Origin of the sequence: Rhodococcus sp. Leaf233 (assembly GCF_001426165.1) — a bacterium.
GTDB classification, from domain to species: Bacteria; Actinomycetota; Actinomycetes; order Mycobacteriales; family Mycobacteriaceae; genus Rhodococcoides; species Rhodococcoides fascians.
Map to the genome: position 1 here is coordinate 278,641 of NZ_LMRO01000011.1, position 16,303 is coordinate 294,943.

General features: G+C 63.9%; 16 protein-coding genes. 9 read left to right on the top strand and 7 right to left on the bottom strand.

The window, feature by feature from the left end:
* Positions 1–28: 28 nt before the first annotated feature.
* From ASH04_RS19330 to yhjD, 3 genes are all read left to right on the top strand, one after another.
* Entirely contained in the window at positions 29–835 is an 807-nt protein-coding gene (locus tag ASH04_RS19330; protein ID WP_027496409.1) for an exodeoxyribonuclease III, read from the top strand.
* Positions 836–973: 138 nt separating this feature from the next.
* The gene (gene trpS / locus ASH04_RS19335) at positions 974–2,014 is read left to right on the top strand and encodes a tryptophan--tRNA ligase (RefSeq protein ID WP_057474261.1); all 1,041 of its coding nucleotides are present in this window, start codon (positions 974–976) and stop codon (positions 2,012–2,014) included.
* An 86-nt stretch (positions 2,015–2,100) separates the two neighbouring features.
* The gene (yhjD, locus tag ASH04_RS19340) at positions 2,101–3,120 is read left to right on the top strand and encodes an inner membrane protein YhjD (protein ID WP_027496411.1); all 1,020 of its coding nucleotides are present in this window, start codon (positions 2,101–2,103) and stop codon (positions 3,118–3,120) included.
* Between the two features lie 43 nt (positions 3,121–3,163).
* Here yhjD and ASH04_RS19345 read toward each other — a convergent pair whose 3' ends face one another.
* The gene (locus ASH04_RS19345) at positions 3,164–4,480 is read right to left on the bottom strand and encodes a D-alanyl-D-alanine carboxypeptidase family protein (RefSeq protein WP_057474262.1); all 1,317 of its coding nucleotides are present in this window, start codon (positions 4,478–4,480) and stop codon (positions 3,164–3,166) included.
* Between the two features lie 260 nt (positions 4,481–4,740).
* Here ASH04_RS19345 and ASH04_RS19350 point away from each other — a divergent pair, with 260 nt between their 5' ends.
* From ASH04_RS19350 to ASH04_RS19365, 4 genes are all read left to right on the top strand, one after another.
* Positions 4,741–5,691: a substrate-binding domain-containing protein gene (locus ASH04_RS19350; RefSeq protein WP_032367238.1), complete on the top strand. Its 951-nt coding sequence runs from the start codon at positions 4,741–4,743 to the stop codon at positions 5,689–5,691.
* 27 nt (positions 5,692–5,718) lie between these two features.
* Positions 5,719–6,777 (top strand): ABC transporter permease, encoded by a 1,059-nt coding sequence (locus tag ASH04_RS19355; protein WP_032366677.1) that lies wholly within the window; start codon positions 5,719–5,721, stop codon positions 6,775–6,777.
* A 2-nt stretch (positions 6,778–6,779) separates the two neighbouring features.
* Positions 6,780–7,583: an ATP-binding cassette domain-containing protein gene (locus tag ASH04_RS19360; RefSeq protein ID WP_032371015.1), complete on the top strand. Its 804-nt coding sequence runs from the start codon at positions 6,780–6,782 to the stop codon at positions 7,581–7,583.
* A gap of 85 nt (positions 7,584–7,668) precedes the next feature.
* Complete coding sequence (locus tag ASH04_RS19365; protein WP_057474263.1) at positions 7,669–8,907, top strand: acyl-CoA dehydrogenase family protein; 1,239 nt, start codon at positions 7,669–7,671, stop codon at positions 8,905–8,907.
* Positions 8,908–8,968: 61 nt separating this feature from the next.
* Here ASH04_RS19365 and ASH04_RS19370 read toward each other — a convergent pair whose 3' ends face one another.
* The 4 genes from ASH04_RS19370 to sdhC are packed head-to-tail and all read right to left on the bottom strand — an operon-like array spanning position 8,969 to position 12,314.
* On the bottom strand, positions 8,969–9,751 hold the full coding sequence (locus ASH04_RS19370) for a succinate dehydrogenase iron-sulfur subunit (RefSeq protein ID WP_027496417.1): 783 nt from the start codon (positions 9,749–9,751) through the stop codon (positions 8,969–8,971).
* Between the two features lies 1 nt (position 9,752).
* On the bottom strand, positions 9,753–11,504 hold the full coding sequence (sdhA, locus tag ASH04_RS19375) for a succinate dehydrogenase flavoprotein subunit (protein WP_027496418.1): 1,752 nt from the start codon (positions 11,502–11,504) through the stop codon (positions 9,753–9,755).
* Between the two features lie 16 nt (positions 11,505–11,520).
* Positions 11,521–11,973 (bottom strand): succinate dehydrogenase hydrophobic membrane anchor subunit, encoded by a 453-nt coding sequence (locus ASH04_RS19380; protein ID WP_027496419.1) that lies wholly within the window; start codon positions 11,971–11,973, stop codon positions 11,521–11,523.
* Positions 11,973–12,314, bottom strand: a complete 342-nt coding sequence (gene sdhC, locus ASH04_RS19385) for a succinate dehydrogenase, cytochrome b556 subunit (protein WP_027496420.1) — start codon at positions 12,312–12,314, stop codon at positions 11,973–11,975. The genes ASH04_RS19380 and sdhC overlap by 1 nt, the downstream gene beginning before the upstream one ends.
* 334 nt (positions 12,315–12,648) lie before the next feature.
* On the opposite strand from sdhC, the gene ASH04_RS19390 reads away from it, so the two are divergent.
* Both ASH04_RS19390 and ASH04_RS19395 read left to right on the top strand, forming a co-directional pair.
* Positions 12,649–13,062, top strand: a complete 414-nt coding sequence (locus ASH04_RS19390) for a cytidine deaminase (RefSeq protein WP_027496421.1) — start codon at positions 12,649–12,651, stop codon at positions 13,060–13,062.
* Entirely contained in the window at positions 13,055–14,338 is a 1,284-nt protein-coding gene (locus ASH04_RS19395; protein WP_032408072.1) for a thymidine phosphorylase, read from the top strand. The genes ASH04_RS19390 and ASH04_RS19395 overlap by 8 nt, the downstream gene beginning before the upstream one ends.
* Before the next feature lie 9 nt (positions 14,339–14,347).
* Here ASH04_RS19395 and ASH04_RS19400 read toward each other — a convergent pair whose 3' ends face one another.
* Together ASH04_RS19400 and ASH04_RS19405 are read right to left on the bottom strand one after the other, a co-directional pair.
* Positions 14,348–15,715: an aspartate aminotransferase family protein gene (locus tag ASH04_RS19400; RefSeq protein ID WP_032371013.1), complete on the bottom strand. Its 1,368-nt coding sequence runs from the start codon at positions 15,713–15,715 to the stop codon at positions 14,348–14,350.
* Positions 15,712–16,176 carry an Lrp/AsnC family transcriptional regulator gene (locus ASH04_RS19405; RefSeq protein WP_027496424.1) on the bottom strand — a complete coding sequence of 155 codons (465 nt, stop codon included), beginning with the start codon at positions 16,174–16,176 and terminating at the stop codon, positions 15,712–15,714. Before ASH04_RS19405 ends, ASH04_RS19400 begins: the two co-directional genes overlap by 4 nt.
* Positions 16,177–16,303: the final 127 nt, after the last annotated feature.

Consider the following 16,303-nt stretch of genomic DNA (forward strand, 5'->3'; position numbering starts at 1 on the left):
GTCGGTGGCCTCCGCTACGGTCGTCGGCGTGCCGATCACTATTTCCACTGTCAACGTCAACGGGATCCGCGCGGCTGTTCGCAAGGGCATGCTTCCGTGGCTCGAGGCCACCGATGCCGACGTCATCTGTCTTCAGGAGACGCGCGCCAACGACGGCGAGCTGACCACAGCACTGGCCCCGGCCCTCGATGCGGGATGGCATCTGGCGTCGGCGGAACCGTCGGCGAAGGGACGCAACGGTGTGGCCCTGTTGTCGAGGGCCGCGCCGGAGGCGATCAGAACCGGCATCGGAGTCGCTGAATTCGCCGACGCGGGTCGCTACATCGAAGGAGACTACGGTGACGTCACCGTGGCGAGCCTGTACCTGCCGTCGGGCGAGGTGGGGACCGACCGACAGGACGAGAAGGAACGCTTCATGGCTGCGTTCGCGAAGTATCTCGCCAAGACCGCCAAGGCAACGACGTCCGCCGAGCGCGACGTCGTGGTCTGCGGCGACTGGAACATCGCCCACACCGAAGCGGATCTGAAGTCGTGGAAGACCAACCGCAAGAAGTCGGGATTCCTGCCCGAAGAACGTGAGTGGGTATCGCGATTGCTCGCCGAGAAGTCACCGTGGACCGACGTCGTGCGTGAGCTGCACCCCGGCGTCGAGGGGCCGTACAGCTGGTGGTCTTACCGCGGCAAGGCGTTCGACAACGACGCCGGGTGGCGCATCGACTACCAACTCGCCACCAGTGATCTGGCCGAGCGTGCGAAAGAAGCTGTCACCGAAAGAGCGGAGGCGTACGACCAGCGGTGGTCCGATCACGCGCCGGTGACGGTGCGCTACCGCTAGGAGCGGAGCCTGCGGAGTGACCGGGGTGGTAGGAGCGGAGCCTGCGGAGTGACCGAGTTGCTAGGAGCGGAGCCTGCGGAGTGACTGGTGTGGCAAGGCAACGGGTACGGGTCGGGGACGGCGTGAAAAGATTGCAGCATGTCTTCTCCTGACTCGATCGACACGTCGCAGGGTCCGCGTCGTCGGGTGCTCTCGGGCATCCAACCGACGGCGGATTCGTTCCATCTCGGTAACTACCTGGGTGCGGTGCGGAACTGGGTGGAGTTGCAGGAGGAGTTCGATGCGTTCTACTTCGTTCCCGATCTCCATGCGATCACGGTTCCGCAGGACCCGAAGGAATTGCGTCGGCGCACCCGGATAGCGGCCGCACAACTGTTGGCGGTGGGTATCGATCCCGAGAAGTCGACGTTGTTCGTGCAGAGCCAGGTTCCCGAGCATGCGCAGTTGGCGTGGGTTCTCAACTGCATCACCGGGTTCGGCGAAGCCGGCCGGATGACGCAGTTCAAGGACAAGTCCGCCAAGCAGGGTCGCGATCACACCAGCGTCGGGTTGTTCACCTATCCCATTCTGCAGGCCGCGGACATCCTGCTGTACCGGCCGAATCTCGTTCCGGTGGGCGAGGATCAGCGTCAGCATCTGGAGTTGACTCGCGATCTGGCGCAGAGGTTCAACTCGCGGTTCAAGAAGACCTTCGTGGTTCCCGATGCACACATCATCAAGGGCACGGCCAAGATCTTCGACCTGCAGGATCCGACGGCGAAGATGAGTAAGTCGTCGTCGAATCCGGCGGGCATCGTCAACATCCTGGACGATCCGAAGGTGTCCGCGAAGAAGATTCGTTCGGCAGTGACGGACAACGAACGCGATATTGTCTTCGATCCGGAGAACAAGGCGGGCGTCAGCAATCTTCTGGTGATTCAGTCCGCTCTGTCCGGGAAGAGCATCGATGATCTGGTCGCCGGTTACGCAGGCAAGGGCTACGGCGATCTCAAGTCCGACACTGCCGACGTGCTGACCGAGTTCGTGGTTCCGCTGCGCGAACGAATGGACGGATTCATGTCCGACGTAGCCGAATTGGATCGCCTCCTCGCTGCCGGTGCGGATCGGGCCAGGGAGGTCGCGAGCAAAACGCTGGCTCAGGTGTACGACAGGGTGGGGTTCCTTCCTCCCGGCGCATAGCCCTGTCAGTACACGATATTCGCGCTACACGACATTTCGAGGACACGGCCCGAACAGCCGCCGACGACAGCGAAAAGGTGAGTGCCATGCCCGATTTCAAGGCCATGCTCGACGATCGGCGTGCTCGGTGGCCGTGGCTGGATCACACTGTTGTTGCCGCGCAGCGGTATCAGGGGCAGAAGGGCGATTACTACGCCGCGGGGATGACGTATTTCAGTGTGCTGGCGTTGTTTCCGCTGCTGATGGTTGCATTCGCCGTTGCCGGGTTCGTACTGGTGAATCAGCCCGAATGGCTTGCCGAGATTCAGTCGCAGATCGCCGAGAACGTCCCCGGTAGCTTCGGTGAGACGATCAGCTCGCTGATCGATACCGCGATCGAGTCCCGTACCGGTGTCGGTGTCATCGGCTTACTCGGCGCGCTGTACGCGGGGCTCGGTTGGGTGGCCAATCTGCGTGAGGCCCTGACCGCGATGTGGGAAAGCCAGCACGAGTCGGGCGGATTCCTTGCGACCAAGGCCAAGGACCTCGCGGCTCTGCTCGGCCTGGGAGCAGCACTGGTGCTATCTCTCGGGCTGTCCGCGTTGGCCGGGGGCGGCGTCATGCGTGGCATTCTCGAATGGTTGAACCTCGATTCCGTTCCCGGCGTCGGAGTGGCGCTGCGGGTCTTCTCGATACTGCTCGCGCTTGCCGGAACCTGGGCGCTGTTCACCTGGGTGATCTCACGTCTGCCCCGCGAACCGGTGTCGTGGCGCAGTGCGGCCAAAGGTGCACTGTTGGCCGCAGTCGGTTTCGAGATCTTCAAGCAACTCGGCGCGATCTACCTCGCGTCCGTCACGAGCGGGCCCGCCGGAGTCGTGTTCGGTCCGATCATCGGTCTGTTGGTGTTCGTGTTCACGACGTCGCGGTTGGTGCTGTTCTCGACTGCGTTCGCAGCCACCACTCGGGAGAGCCTTGCTGACGCTCATGTTCCGGCACCGGACCCCGCGGTGATCAACACCCGGGTCGAGGTGAGCGACGGCCCGGGTGTCAAGGGTGGTCTGGCCTTGGTGGGCGCGGGCGCACTGGCCGCTCTGGGTATCGCTGGACTTCGCAATCGGCGACGCTGATCCGAGGCAACCTACTTGCGAATGTGAGAGGCGGCGGGGGAGTTCAGGGGCGGCGAGACAGTGTGCGTGCGCCCCACAGCAAACCGGCCACGACCAGTGCACCGATGACCCCGATCGCGATGCGCACGACCGTGTCGCCCTGCGCCTGCAGATCGGATTGTCGGCTACCCGATTCGGCACTCGACGCCGACGCAGGGGGTTGAGCAAGGGTCGGCACCGCGCCGGTCGCACGTGTACTCGTCACCGGCGACGTGGAATCCGGTTCGACCAGATCGCCGACGCTGCTGCTCGTATCCAGGGCGAACCCGTAGTCGAGCAGCCGAGCCGCCTGTTCCCACGGCCGGATCGGTAGCACGTCACCCTTCATGAGCGTCACGACCAGACGGCGACCGTTGCGTTCGGCACCCGCCACGAAGGTCTGCCGGGCATCGTCGGTGTAGCCGGTCTTGCCGCCGAGAGCGCCCGGATAGTTGTAGAGCAGCTGGTTGTCGTTGGACAGCGTGAAACCGGGGCGGTCCTGGTCGTCGGGGATCGTGGGATCCTTCGGATAGCCGGGAAATTGCACGTTCTCGGTCGAAATCAGTTGCGCGAAGGTCGAATTGCGCATGGCCTCCCGGTAGAACAGTGCCAGGTCGTAGGCCGAGCTGGCCATGCCGGGCCCGTCCAGGCCGGAGGGAGTCGCGGTCCGTGTGTCGAGCGCGCCCAACTCTGCTGCCTTGGCATTCATCTTCTCGACGGTCGCGGTGTCACCTCCCAGCTGAGCCGACAAGGCATGCGCGGCATCGTTTCCCGACGCCATGACCAGGCCCTGCAACAGTTGCAGATTGGTGTAGACACCGTTCTTCCCGATGCCGACGGCGCTGCCTTCCGCGTCGGCGTCCTCGGCCGTTGCGGTGATCTGTTTGCCGAGGTCCAGCTCGTCCAGAGCGACGAGGGCGAGCAGTACTTTGATTGTGCTCGCCGGTCGGTGCCGACCGTGTGGATCCTTGGCGGCTACCACCGATCCGGAATCGAGGTCTGCCACCACGAACCCGGTTGCCGAGATGTCCGCGGGCAGTGGGGGCGCGCCGTCCGGCACGATCGCGCCGCACTCGGCCAGTCGGGATCCGCCCACCGGGTCCGCCGGGATCGGAACCGGTTGTGGCGCAGCGCTACCCGGAGCCGGAACTTCCGAGGAGTCGATCGCCGGGGGCGGAGAGGCCGCGAACGGGCACGCGTCGGTGTTCGGCGTCGTGAACGGTGGCGTCGTCGATGCGACGGGTGGCTCGACTGCCGGCTGCGCCGATGCCGGGCCGCTGCCGACGCCGGCGAGAGCGAGAGCTGTCGCCCACACGGCTACGAACTTTCGAGTCCTTTTCATCGCGAATTACCATAGGCGCTGCAGAGGTCACCGAGGCCGCGACCCACCGGGGAGCGGGCCGGTTCGAAGGCCCTGCCAAACTACGTCCATCGTCTGTGATCGGCATTACGTTGTACAGACAGTGATCCGCCGAGCTGTACTACCGACAGCTCGGTCGCCCGAGAGGAACCCGGATGACATTTCGACAGGCGGCCCGTACCGGCTCGCTCCGCTCGGTTCGACGCCGCGCCGGTGGGGCGGGTGTCGCACTCGGGTTGGTGATGGTGCTGACGCTGACGGCCTGTTCGAGCACCGGTGGGGCTCCACGATCCACCGACAACGGCAGCAATGCGGGAGTGGCGAACACGCCTGCGGCGACGGTAGCGATGATCACGCACGAGGTACCGGGCGACACGTTCTGGGATCTCATCCGAAAGGGAGCCGAGGCCGCAGCCGCCAAGGACAACATCGAGCTCCGCTACTCGGCCGATCCGGAGGCACCCAATCAAGCCAATCTCGTTCAGAGCGCGATCGACTCGAAGGTCGACGGCATCGCTCTGACACTGGCCAAGCCCGAGGCCATGGCTCCGGCTGTCGAGGCGGCAACCGCAGCGGGCATCCCGGTCGTCGCCTTCAATTCCGGCTACGACGCATGGAGCGCAATGGGGGTGCAGCAGTACTTCGGTCAGGACGAAACCATCGCGGGTAGGGCTGCCGGGGCGCGGCTCACCGAAGACGGTGCGCGAAAGACCTTGTGCATCATCCAGGAGCAGGGTGCAGTAGCGCTCGAAGCGCGCTGCGCAGGAGTTCGACAGGGCTTCACCGGGGGCAGCACCGAAATTCTGAACGTCAACAGCAAGGACATGCCGTCGGTCGAGGCGACGATCACCGCGAAGCTCCAGCAGGACCCGAGCATCGATCACGTGGTAGCGCTCGCAGCCCCGATCGCACTGACCGCGGTGCAATCGAAGACCAATGCCGGTAGCGACGCCACCGTCGTCACGTTCGACACCAACGCGGCCCTCGTCGACGCGATCGAGTCAGGTGACGTCGCCTGGGCCATCGATCAGCAGCCCTATCTGCAGGGTTATCTCGCCATCGACTCCCTGTGGCTCTACCTCAACAACGGCAACACCATCGGCGGCGGCACCCCGGTGCTCACCGGCCCGGCCTTCGTCGACTCGACCAACATCGAGGCCATCGCCGAGTATGCCCGCAACGGAACTCGCTGAGCGTCGTCCGGACGCGGAAGGAACATCATGCCAACACAGGCCGACCCGGCTTCGGGAACGCACGCCGTGATCCTGGACGAGCGGGTGAAGAAACAGAAACCGTTGCAGCGCTTGCTGATTCGCCCAGAGATGGGTGCCCTGTTCGGTGCGATCGCCATCTTCGTCTTCTTCTGCATCGTCGCGCCGCCGTTTCGGTCTCCCGAAGCACTGGCCACCGTGCTGTACGCGTCGTCGACGATCGGAATCATGGCGATCGGTGTCGCGCTGCTGATGATCGGCGGCGAGTTCGACCTGTCCACCGGGGTCGCGGTCACGTTCTCCTCGATCATGGCGTCGATGCTCGCCTACAACCTGCATCTCAACGTGTGGACCGGAGCTGTGCTGGCGCTGGGCCTGGCATCGGCGGTCGGCTTCGTCAACGGGTATCTGGTGACGAAGACGAGAATTCCGTCGTTCCTGATCACGCTGGCATCGTTCCTGATGCTCACCGGCATCAATCTGGCCGTCACCAAACTCGTCACCGGACAGGTTGCGACCCCGTCGATCTCGGACATGCAGGGCTTCGACTCGGCGAAGGCCGTGTTCTCTTCGTCGTTCTCGCTGTTCGGGGTCTCCATCCGTATCACCGTCGTGTGGTGGGTCGTGTTCACACTCGTGGCCACGTGGGTGCTCATGAGAACTCGCATCGGTAACTGGATCTTCGCCGTCGGCGGCGATCAGGAATCGGCCAGGGCCGTCGGTGTTCCGGTGACCAAGGTCAAGATCGGCCTGTTCGTGTTCGTAGGGTTCTGCGCGTGGTTCGTCGGGATGCACCTGCTGTTCGCGTTCGACACCGTGCAGTCCGGCCAAGGCGTCGGCAACGAATTCCTCTACATCATCGCGGCAGTCATCGGAGGGTGTCTGCTCACGGGTGGGTACGGCACCGCCGTCGGAGCCTTCATCGGTGCGTTCATCTTCGGAATGACCAACCAGGGCATCGTGTATGCCGGATGGAATCCCGACTGGTTCAAGTTCTTTCTCGGCGCGATGCTCCTCTTCGCCGTGATCGCCAACAACTCCTTCCGTAACTACGCGGCGAAAAGGTGAGCATGACTACCTCCTCGGACCAGCCCGTCCAGTCGCCGTCGGCGCCGCTCATCGAGCTGAAGAACGTCGGTAAGAACTACGGCAACATCGTTGCGCTGCACGGAATCGACCTACGCGTCGGTGCCGGTGAGGTCACCGGAGTTCTCGGTGACAACGGCGCAGGCAAGTCCACGTTGATCAAGATCATGGCGGGCCTGCACAAGCAGTCCGAGGGGGAGCTGTTCGTCGACGGCACACCGAGGACGTTCGACTCGCCGAGGGATGCTCTCGACCTGGGTATCGCGACGGTCTACCAGGATCTTGCCGTGGTCGCGCTGATGCCGGTGTGGCGCAACTTCTTTCTCGGCCAGGAGCTCACGAAGGGCAGATTCTTCAAGACTCTGGACACGAACGCCATGCGCGCGACGACCATCGAAGAGCTGCGCAAGATGGGCATCGATCTGCCCGACGTCGATGCCCCCATCGGGGCGCTGTCCGGCGGTCAGCGGCAATGCGTGGCAATTGCGCGCGCGATCTTCTTCGGAGCCCGTGTGCTGATTCTCGACGAGCCCACCGCGGCGCTGGGAGTCAAACAATCCGGGATGGTGCTGCGCTACATCTCCGCCGCCAAAGAGCAGGGACTGGGCGTCGTGTTCATCACCCACAATCCTCACCACGCGTACCTGGTGGGCGATCATTTCGTCCTGCTCGACCGCGGCCGCCAGAAATTGGACTGCACCTACGACGACATCTCGCTCGACGAGCTCACGACCGAAATGGCCGGGGGCCAGGAGCTCGCAACCCTCACCCACGAACTCGGTCGCTGACGACCCGCGATGGGTGAGACAGGGGCGCGGCGGGTAGAAGAGCAGTAGTGGTGCCCGAGCGCGGCACCGGACGAAGGAGTCGACCATGAGCAAGCACGAGCCCCTCGGGCCACTGTCGCCGGACTTCCTCGAATCGGATTTCTACGGGTATCAGGGCTTGCTCGACGAGGCCGAAGTCGACGTGGTGCTGCGTACCCGCCGGTTCCTCCAGGAGCAGGTTGCGCCGCGAGCCAACGAGTTCTGGGAGAAGGCCGTGTCACCGGTACACCTGATGCCGGCCATCGCCGAACTCGAAATCGCGGGTCTGGGATACACCTTCAAGGAACCGGGTCGTTCCGCAGGCTCCACTCCTGTTGACCGCAAGGCCTCCCGCAAACTACTCACCGGCTGGCTCGAAATGGAGTTCGCGCGGGTCGATCCGTCCACCGGAACGATGTTCAGCGTGCACAGTTCGCTGGCGATGAGCAGTATCTCGATTCTGGGGTCCGAAGAACAGCGCGAGCGGTGGTTGCCCAGCATGCGGCGGATGGAGACGATCGGGGCGTTCGGACTCTCCGAACCGCACGGCGGATCGGACGTCGCCGGCGGGCTGGAGACCACGGCTCGCCTCGATGGAGACCATTGGATACTCAACGGAAGCAAGCGATGGATCGGTAATGCGACGTTTGCGGACCTGACGATCGTCTTCGCCAAGGACGAGGCGGACGGCGAGGTCAAGGGCTTCGTGGTCGAGAAGGAATTCGAGGGGTTCCGGGCCGAGAAGATCGAGGGGAAGTACTCGCTTCGCGCCGTGGAGAACGCCGACGTTCATCTCGAGAACTGCCGCGTCCCGGTCGCCAACAAGCTGGCCGATGCCAACTCGTTCGCCGACACCGCCAAGGTGCTTCGATTGACCCGCGGGGGAGTGGCGTTCCAAGCCGTCGGCGTCATGATGGGCGCGTACGAGCGAGCCGTCGCCTACGCGCGCGAACGGGAGCAGTTCGGGTCTCCGATCGCGTCGTTCCAGCTCATTGCCGATCTCATCGCGCGGATGACGGCGAACATCACCGCGTCTCTGGGGATGGCCGTTCGCGTCGCACAACTGCAGGGCAACGGAGTTCATCACGACGAGCATGCGGCGCTCGCGAAGACGTTCTGCACGACGCGTCTGCGCGAGGTGGTCGGATGGGCCCGAGAGATCATGGGCGGCAACGGAATTCTCATCGAGCACGAGGTCATCAGGTTCTTCTCCGATGCCGAGGCGTTGTACTCGTACGAGGGCACCGCTCAGATCAACAATCTCATCGTCGGTCGCGGCGTGACGGGCTACAGCGCGTTCGTGTGACGGACAGACGAAAGCGCCCCCTCGCGTGTGCGAAGGGGCGCTTTCGTCGTAGGCGTGGAGATCAGCGAGCGAACAGCAGTGCGCGCTTGACTTCCTGGATGGCCTTGGTCACCTGGATGCCACGAGGGCATGCGTCGGTGCAGTTGAACGTGGTGCGGCAGCGCCACACACCCTCGACGTCGTTGAGGATGTCCAGACGCTCGGTGGCACCCTCGTCACGGCTGTCGAAGATGAACCGGTGCGCGTTGACGATGGCCGCCGGACCGAAGTAGCTTCCGTCGCTCCAGAACACCGGGCACGAGGTGGTGCAGCACGCACACAGGATGCACTTGGTGGTGTCGTCGAAACGGGCGCGGTCCGCAGCCGACTGAATGCGCTCGCGGGTCGGCTCGTTGCCCGTCGTCATGAGGAACGGCTTCACGGCGCGGAACGCGTCGAAGAAGGGCTCCATGTTGACGATGAGATCCTTCTCCACCGGCAAGCCACGGATGGGCTCGATGGTGATGTTGAGGGTCTTCGACGAATCCTTCGGCAGCATGTCGCGCATCAGCACCTTGCAGGCGAGACGGTTGACGCCGTTGATGCGCATCGCGTCACTGCCACAGACGCCGTGGGCGCACGAGCGACGGAACGTCAGAGTTCCGTCGAGGTAGCCCTTGACGTAGTGCAGCAGGTTCAGCAGGCGGTCGGTGGGCAGCGTGGGGACCTGGAAGGTGTCCCAGTACTGGCCGTCGCCGCTCTCGGGGTTGAAACGAGCGATCTTGAGCGTGACCATGACCGCGCCGTCGGGCACGGGAGGCAGATCGTTCTGTTCGGACTTCTTGTCCAGTGTGGGTGCGCTCATGTCAGTACTTCCGCTCCATCGGCTCGTAGCGGGTCTGGATTACCGGCTTGTAGTCCAGGCGGATCTCGGTGAGCAAACCTTCGCCCTCCTTGTAGGCCATGGTGTGCTTCATGTACTCGGCGTCGTTGCGATCGGGGAAGTCCTCGCGAGCGTGTCCGCCGCGCGATTCCTTGCGATTGAGCGCTCCGACGACGGTCACCTCGGCCATCTCGAGCAGGAAGCCGAGTTCGATGGCTTCGAGCAGGTCGCTGTTGTAGCGCTTGCCCTTGTCCGCGACGGTGATGTGGTTGTAGCGCTCCTTGAGGGCACGCACATCCTTCAGCGCCGTCTCGAGGCGTTCCTGCGTGCGGAAGACCGACGCGTTGTTGTCCATCGACTGCTGCATCTCGGAACGGATGTCGGCCACCCGCTCGTGACCGTGGTCGGACAGGATCAGCTCGAGCCAGTCCTGCACCATCTTCGCCGGCTCCTCGGGGAGCGGGGTGAAGTCCACCGAGTTGGCGTACTCGGCCGCGGCGATGCCCGCACGACGACCGAAGACGTTGATGTCGAGCAGCGAGTTGGTTCCCAGACGGTTCGCGCCGTGCACCGACACACAGGCGCACTCACCTGCCGCGTACAGGCCGGGGACGATGTCCTCGTTGTTGCGCAGCACCTCACCGCGAATCTTGGTGGGGATACCGCCCATGACGTAGTGACAGGTCGGGTAGACCGGCACCGGCTCCTTGACGGGGTCGACACCGAGGTAGGTGCGCGAGAACTCCATGATGTCGGGGAGCTTCTCGTCGAGAACTTCCTCGGGAATGTGGGTGACGTCGATGTAGACGTAATCCTTGTTGGGACCACCGCCGCGTCCCTCGAGAACCTCGAGCACCATCGACCGCGCCACGATGTCGCGCGGAGCGAGGTCCTTGATGGTCGGGGCGTACCGCTCCATGAAGCGTTCACCCGACTCGTTGCGCAGAATGCCGCCTTCGCCGCGGACGGCCTCGGAGATGAGGATGCCCAGGCCTGCGAGGCCGGTCGGATGGAACTGGTGGAACTCCATGTCCTCCAAGGGAAGTCCCTTGCGGAACACGATGCTCATGCCGTCGCCGGTCAGAGTGTGCGCGTTGGAGGTCGTCTTGTAGATACGTCCCGAGCCGCCGGTCGCGAAGATGATCGACTTGGCGTGGAAGATGTGCAGTTCGCCGGTGGCGAGTTCGTAGGCGATGATGCCGGTGGCAACCGGCCCGTCGTCCGTCTCGGTCAGGCAGAGATCGAGCGCGTAGAACTCGTTGTAGAACTCGACGTCGTGCTTGACGCAGTTCTGGTAGAGCGTCTGCAGAATCATGTGACCGGTGCGGTCGGCTGCGTAGCACGCGCGACGAACGGGTGCCTTGCCGTGGTCACGGGTGTGGCCGCCGAAGCGTCGCTGGTCGATCTTTCCTTCGGGCGTCCGGTTGAACGGAAGACCCATCTTCTCGAGGTCGAGGACGGCGTCGATGGCCTCCTTGGCCATGATCTCCACCGCGTCCTGGTCGGCGAGGTAGTCGCCGCCCTTGACGGTGTCGAACGTGTGCCACTCCCAGTTGTCTTCCTCCACGTTGGCCAGTGCGGCACACATGCCGCCCTGAGCTGCTCCGGTGTGGGAGCGGGTGGGGTAGAGCTTGGTCAATACGGCTGTCCGAGCACGGGGTCCGGCTTCGATCGCAGCACGCATTCCGGCACCGCCTGCGCCGACGATCAGTACGTCGTAACGATGTTCCTGCATGTAAGCGTCAGTGTCCTTAGCTCGCCGAGATGTTGGGATCGAAGGTGAAGATGACGTAGGTGCCGACGCCCATGATGAGGATCATCGACAGCACCAGTAAGGTCGTCAGCCAGAATCGCGTCGAGTCCTTGCGGGAGTAGTCGGCGATGATGGTGCGCAGACCGTTGCCGCCGTGCAGCTGTGCCAGCCACAGCATCGTCAGATCCCAGAACTGCCAGAACGGGCTGGCCCAACGGCCGGCGACGAAGGCGAAGTTGATGCGGTGCACGCCGTCGTCGAGCATCAGCATGATGAACATGTGGCCCAGGACCAGCACGACGAGTGCCAGGCCGGAGAACCGCATGAACAGCCACGCGTAGAGCTCGAAGTTGCCCTTGCTCTGACGCCGCGGCGAACGCGGGTTGGCCAGGCTGGCCGGACGGTCGTAGTTCGTGCCGAGGACCTTCGCCTCGGGACCCTGCGTCGACATCAGTGACCACCCGCCGTGAACATGTTGTAGAAGATTCGTCCCGCGCCCGGGATCATGACGACGAGCCAGACGACTGCGATGACCCAGAGCATCAGCTTCTGGTACTGCGGTCCCTTGGCCCAGAAGTCGATCAGCATGACTCGGATGCCGTTCAACGCGTGGTACAGCACTGCCGCGACGAGGCCGAGTTCCATCAGTCCGACGAGCGGGGTCTTGTAGGTTTCGATGATGGCGTCGTACGTCTCGGGATTGACCCGAACCATCGCCGTGTCGAGAACGTGGACGAACAAGAAGAAGAACGTCAACACGCCTGTGATGCGGTGCAGAACCCAGGACCACATTCCCGGGTCCCCGCGGTACAGAGACCGCTTGCGCTCCTTGACCGGAGCGGCTTCCGTCGTGCTACTCATCGAGTGCAATGCCTCCAACGTCGTTGGTGGACGCGTCGAGCCCGGTGGCCGGGCTTAACCTGGCTCGATTTGTCGCGATTCGGCCCTAGTGCTGGTTGTACTAGCCGCTTGATAGAAACTGTAAACCCATTCGAAACACGGAACTAATTCGACTCGAGGTTCGTATGGTGCCGAAATCCCGTGTTAGGTTTGCCTTCCCAATTCATTCGGGCGGTTTCGGGTAGATCTCTGCATCAATTCAGACAGCGTGATTGGATGGGTGACCATGAACGAAATCGACTGGAATGCGTTGCGCGACAATGCCCATGGGGCCATGAGGCATGCATACGCCCCGTACTCCAATTTTCCGGTGGGCGCGGCAGCTCTGGTGGACGACAATCGCATTGTCACCGGGTGCAATGTGGAAAATGTCTCATACGGTTTGGGCCTGTGCGCCGAGTGCGGGTTGGTGTCGAACCTGCACTCGACCGGCGGGGGCAGGCTCGTTGCCTTTTCCTGTTGCGATTCCCGACGCGAGATCCTCATGCCGTGCGGGCGGTGCAGGCAGTTGCTGTACGAGTTCGGCGGCGCGGATCTGCTCGTCGATACCGCCACCGGGCCGCGTCGGCTGGCAGAGTTGCTCCCGGACGCATTCGGCCCCGACAACCTCGACGAAGGACGCGTGAACAACCATGCCTGACGCCGTATCGATCATCAGCGCCAAACGCGACGGACGCGTTCTCGACGACGAGCAGATCGAGTGGGTGATCGCCGAGTTCACCCGCGGAAGCGTCGCGCCGGAACAGATGTCGGCGTTGGCGATGGCAATTCTGCTGCGCGGATTGTCGCGCCGGGAGTTGAGCACATGGACGAACGCCATGATCGCGTCGGGCACGCGAATGGACTTCTCCGCGTTGCCGCTCCCTACCGTGGACAAGCACTCGACCGGTGGCGTCGGAGACAAGATCACGCTGCCGCTCGCACCCTTGGTCGCTGCGTGCGGAGCGGCGGTGCCGCAACTGTCGGGCCGCGGGCTGGGGCATACCGGGGGCACCTTGGACAAGCTCGAGTCCATCCCCGGATGGCGAGCTGATCTCAGCGGCGACGAGATGCACCGGATTCTTGCCGACCCCGCCGTGGGCGCGGTGGTCTGCGCGGCAGGCGCAGATCTGGCTCCGGCCGACAAGAAGCTCTACGCCCTGCGCGACGTCACCGGAACCGTCGAGTCGATTCCGTTGATCGCCAGTTCGATCATGAGCAAGAAGATCGCGGAGGGCACGGGCGCGTTGGTGCTCGACGTGAAGGTCGGGGCGGGCGCGTTCATGAAGAACGTCGACGATGCACGCGAACTGGCAACGGCGATGGTCGAACTCGGAACGGATGCGGGCGTACGGACCCTGGCGGTGCTGACGGCGATGGACACACCGCTCGGCCTCACCGCGGGCAACGCGCTCGAAGTGCAGGAGTCGGTGGAGGTTCTGGCGGGCGGCGGGCCGGCGGACATCGTGGAGCTGACGATCACGCTGGCACGCACCATGCTCGCCGCGGCCGGGATCGAGGGCATCGATCCGGCAGACAAGCTTGCCGACGGGTCCGCCATGGACCGGTGGCGCACGATGATCGCGGCGCAGGGCGGCGACCCCGACGCCGCGCTGCCTGTCGCCCGTGAGAGCCAGGAATTCACTGCGACGCAGGACGGCGTCGTCACCGGCTTGGATGCGATGGGCGTCGGCCTCGCGGCGTGGCGGCTCGGCGCGGGCCGGGAGCGGCAGGGCGAGCCGGTACAGAGCGCAGCCGGGGTGCGTCTGCATGCCAAGCCGGGCGATCGGGTTCGCGCCGGGGATCGGTTGGCCACCTTGTACACCGACACCCCGGAGAAGTTCGACTACGCGCAGCAGGCCCTCGAGGGCAGTTGGGAGATCGGCACCACCGCCGCGCAGCCGACCCCCCTCGTCATCGACCGGATCGGGCAGTAACGCCGTCGGTCAGATCAGGTTCCCCGCCTCGGTCAGCACGCTGCGCAGAATCTGTTCCATCTCGTCGAACTCCTTCTGCCCGCAGATCAGCGGCGGAGCCAGCTGTACCACCGGGTCGCCACGATCGTCGGCCCGGCAGTACAGCCCGGCGTCGAACAGGGCGGTGGACAGGAACCCGCGGAGGATGCGTTCTGCTTCGGCGTCGCTGAACGTTTCCTTCGTGGCCTTGTCCTTCACCAACTCGATGCCGTAGAAGTACCCCTCGCCGCGCACATCGCCGACGATGGGCAGATCGTGCAGTTTTTCGAGCGTCGCGCGGAACGCGGGTGCGTTGTCCGCAACGTGGGCGTTGAGCCCCTCGCGTTCGAAGATGTCGAGATTGGCCATGGCGACGGCTGCGGAGACGGGGTGCCCGCCGAAGGTGTAGCCGTGGGCGAAGCTCGACGTGCCGTCGTCGAACGGCTCGAAGAGCTTGTCGGAGGCGATCATCGCGCCGATGGGGGAGTAGCCCGAGGTCATTCCCTTGGCGCAGGTGATGATGTCGGGCACGTAGCCGAAGTCGTTGCAGGCGAACATCGATCCGATGCGCCCGAACGCGCAGATGACCTCGTCCGAGACCAACAGGACGTCGTAGCGATCGCAGATCTCGCGGACGCGCTCGAAGTATCCGGGTGGAGGAGGGAAGCAGCCACCCGCATTCTGGACCGGTTCGAGGAACACGGCGGCCACCGAGTCGGGGCCCTCGAATTCGATGGCCTCGGCGATGCGGTCGGCCGCCCAGATTCCGAACGCCTTGGGATCGGTGTCCATGGGGGCCGCAGCCCGATAGATATTGGTGTTCGGCACCCGAAATGCGCCCGGGGTCAACGGTTCGAACGGTTCCTTGAGTGCCGGGATACCGGTGATGGCCAGAGCGCCCTGCGGGGTGCCGTGGTACGCGATGGCACGCGAGATCACCTTGTGCTTACCTGGTTTGCCGACCTTCTTGAAATACTGCTTGGCCAGCTTCCACGCGCTCTCGACTGCTTCGCCACCGCCGGTGGTGAAGAAAACTCGATTGAGGTCCCCAGGGGCGTATCCGGCGAGCCGTTCGGCGAGTTCGATGGCAGGCTCGGTGGCATACGACCACAGTGGGAAGAACGCCAATTCCTTGGCCTGCTTCGCTGCGGCCTCGGCCAGTTCTTCGCGGCCGTGCCCCACCTGCACCACGAAGAGGCCCGACAGTCCGTCGATGTAGCTCTTGCCGTTCGAGTCCCAGATGGTCGAACCCTCACCGCGGGTGATGATCGGGGGAGTGACCCCGCCGCCGTGACGGGTGAAGTGGCCCCACAGATGCTTGGCCGCGGAGGCGTCGAGTTCGGATGTGGATCGCGTCATCGTGTTCCCCAATTGTATTGCTGCTTGACGAGTTTCAGATAGACCAGGGTTTCGGTACTGGTGACCGCGTCGAGGCTGCGGATCTGCTTGTTGAGAATCCGTAGTAGTTGTTCGTCGTCCTCGCACACCACTTCGACAACGATGTCGAAGGAGCCTGCCGTGAGGACCACGTAGTCGATCGCGTCGATCGCCGAGAGTTGCTCGGCCAGTGCATGACTGTCTCCGGTGCACTTGATGCCGATCATGGCCTGCCGCTTGAATCCGACCTGTACCGGATCGGTGACGGCGACGATCTGCATGACGCCGGAGTCCGTCAGGCGTTGAACACGTTGCCGCACGGCAGCTTCCGACAACCCGACGGCTTTGCCGATCGCGGCGTAGGAGCGTCGCCCGTCCTCCTGAAGTTGTTCGATAATCGCCTTGGAGACGTCGTCGAGTGCGATGGGTGACTGATCCGGCATCGGTCGATCTTGTCACCGACACCGCCGCCGACACAAGCGATAGGCGATGAAATTCGCAATAAATATCTGTGTCGACGACAGAATCGGTTGTTGCGGGATCGGAAACCGGGCGAATCCGTGGATCGGT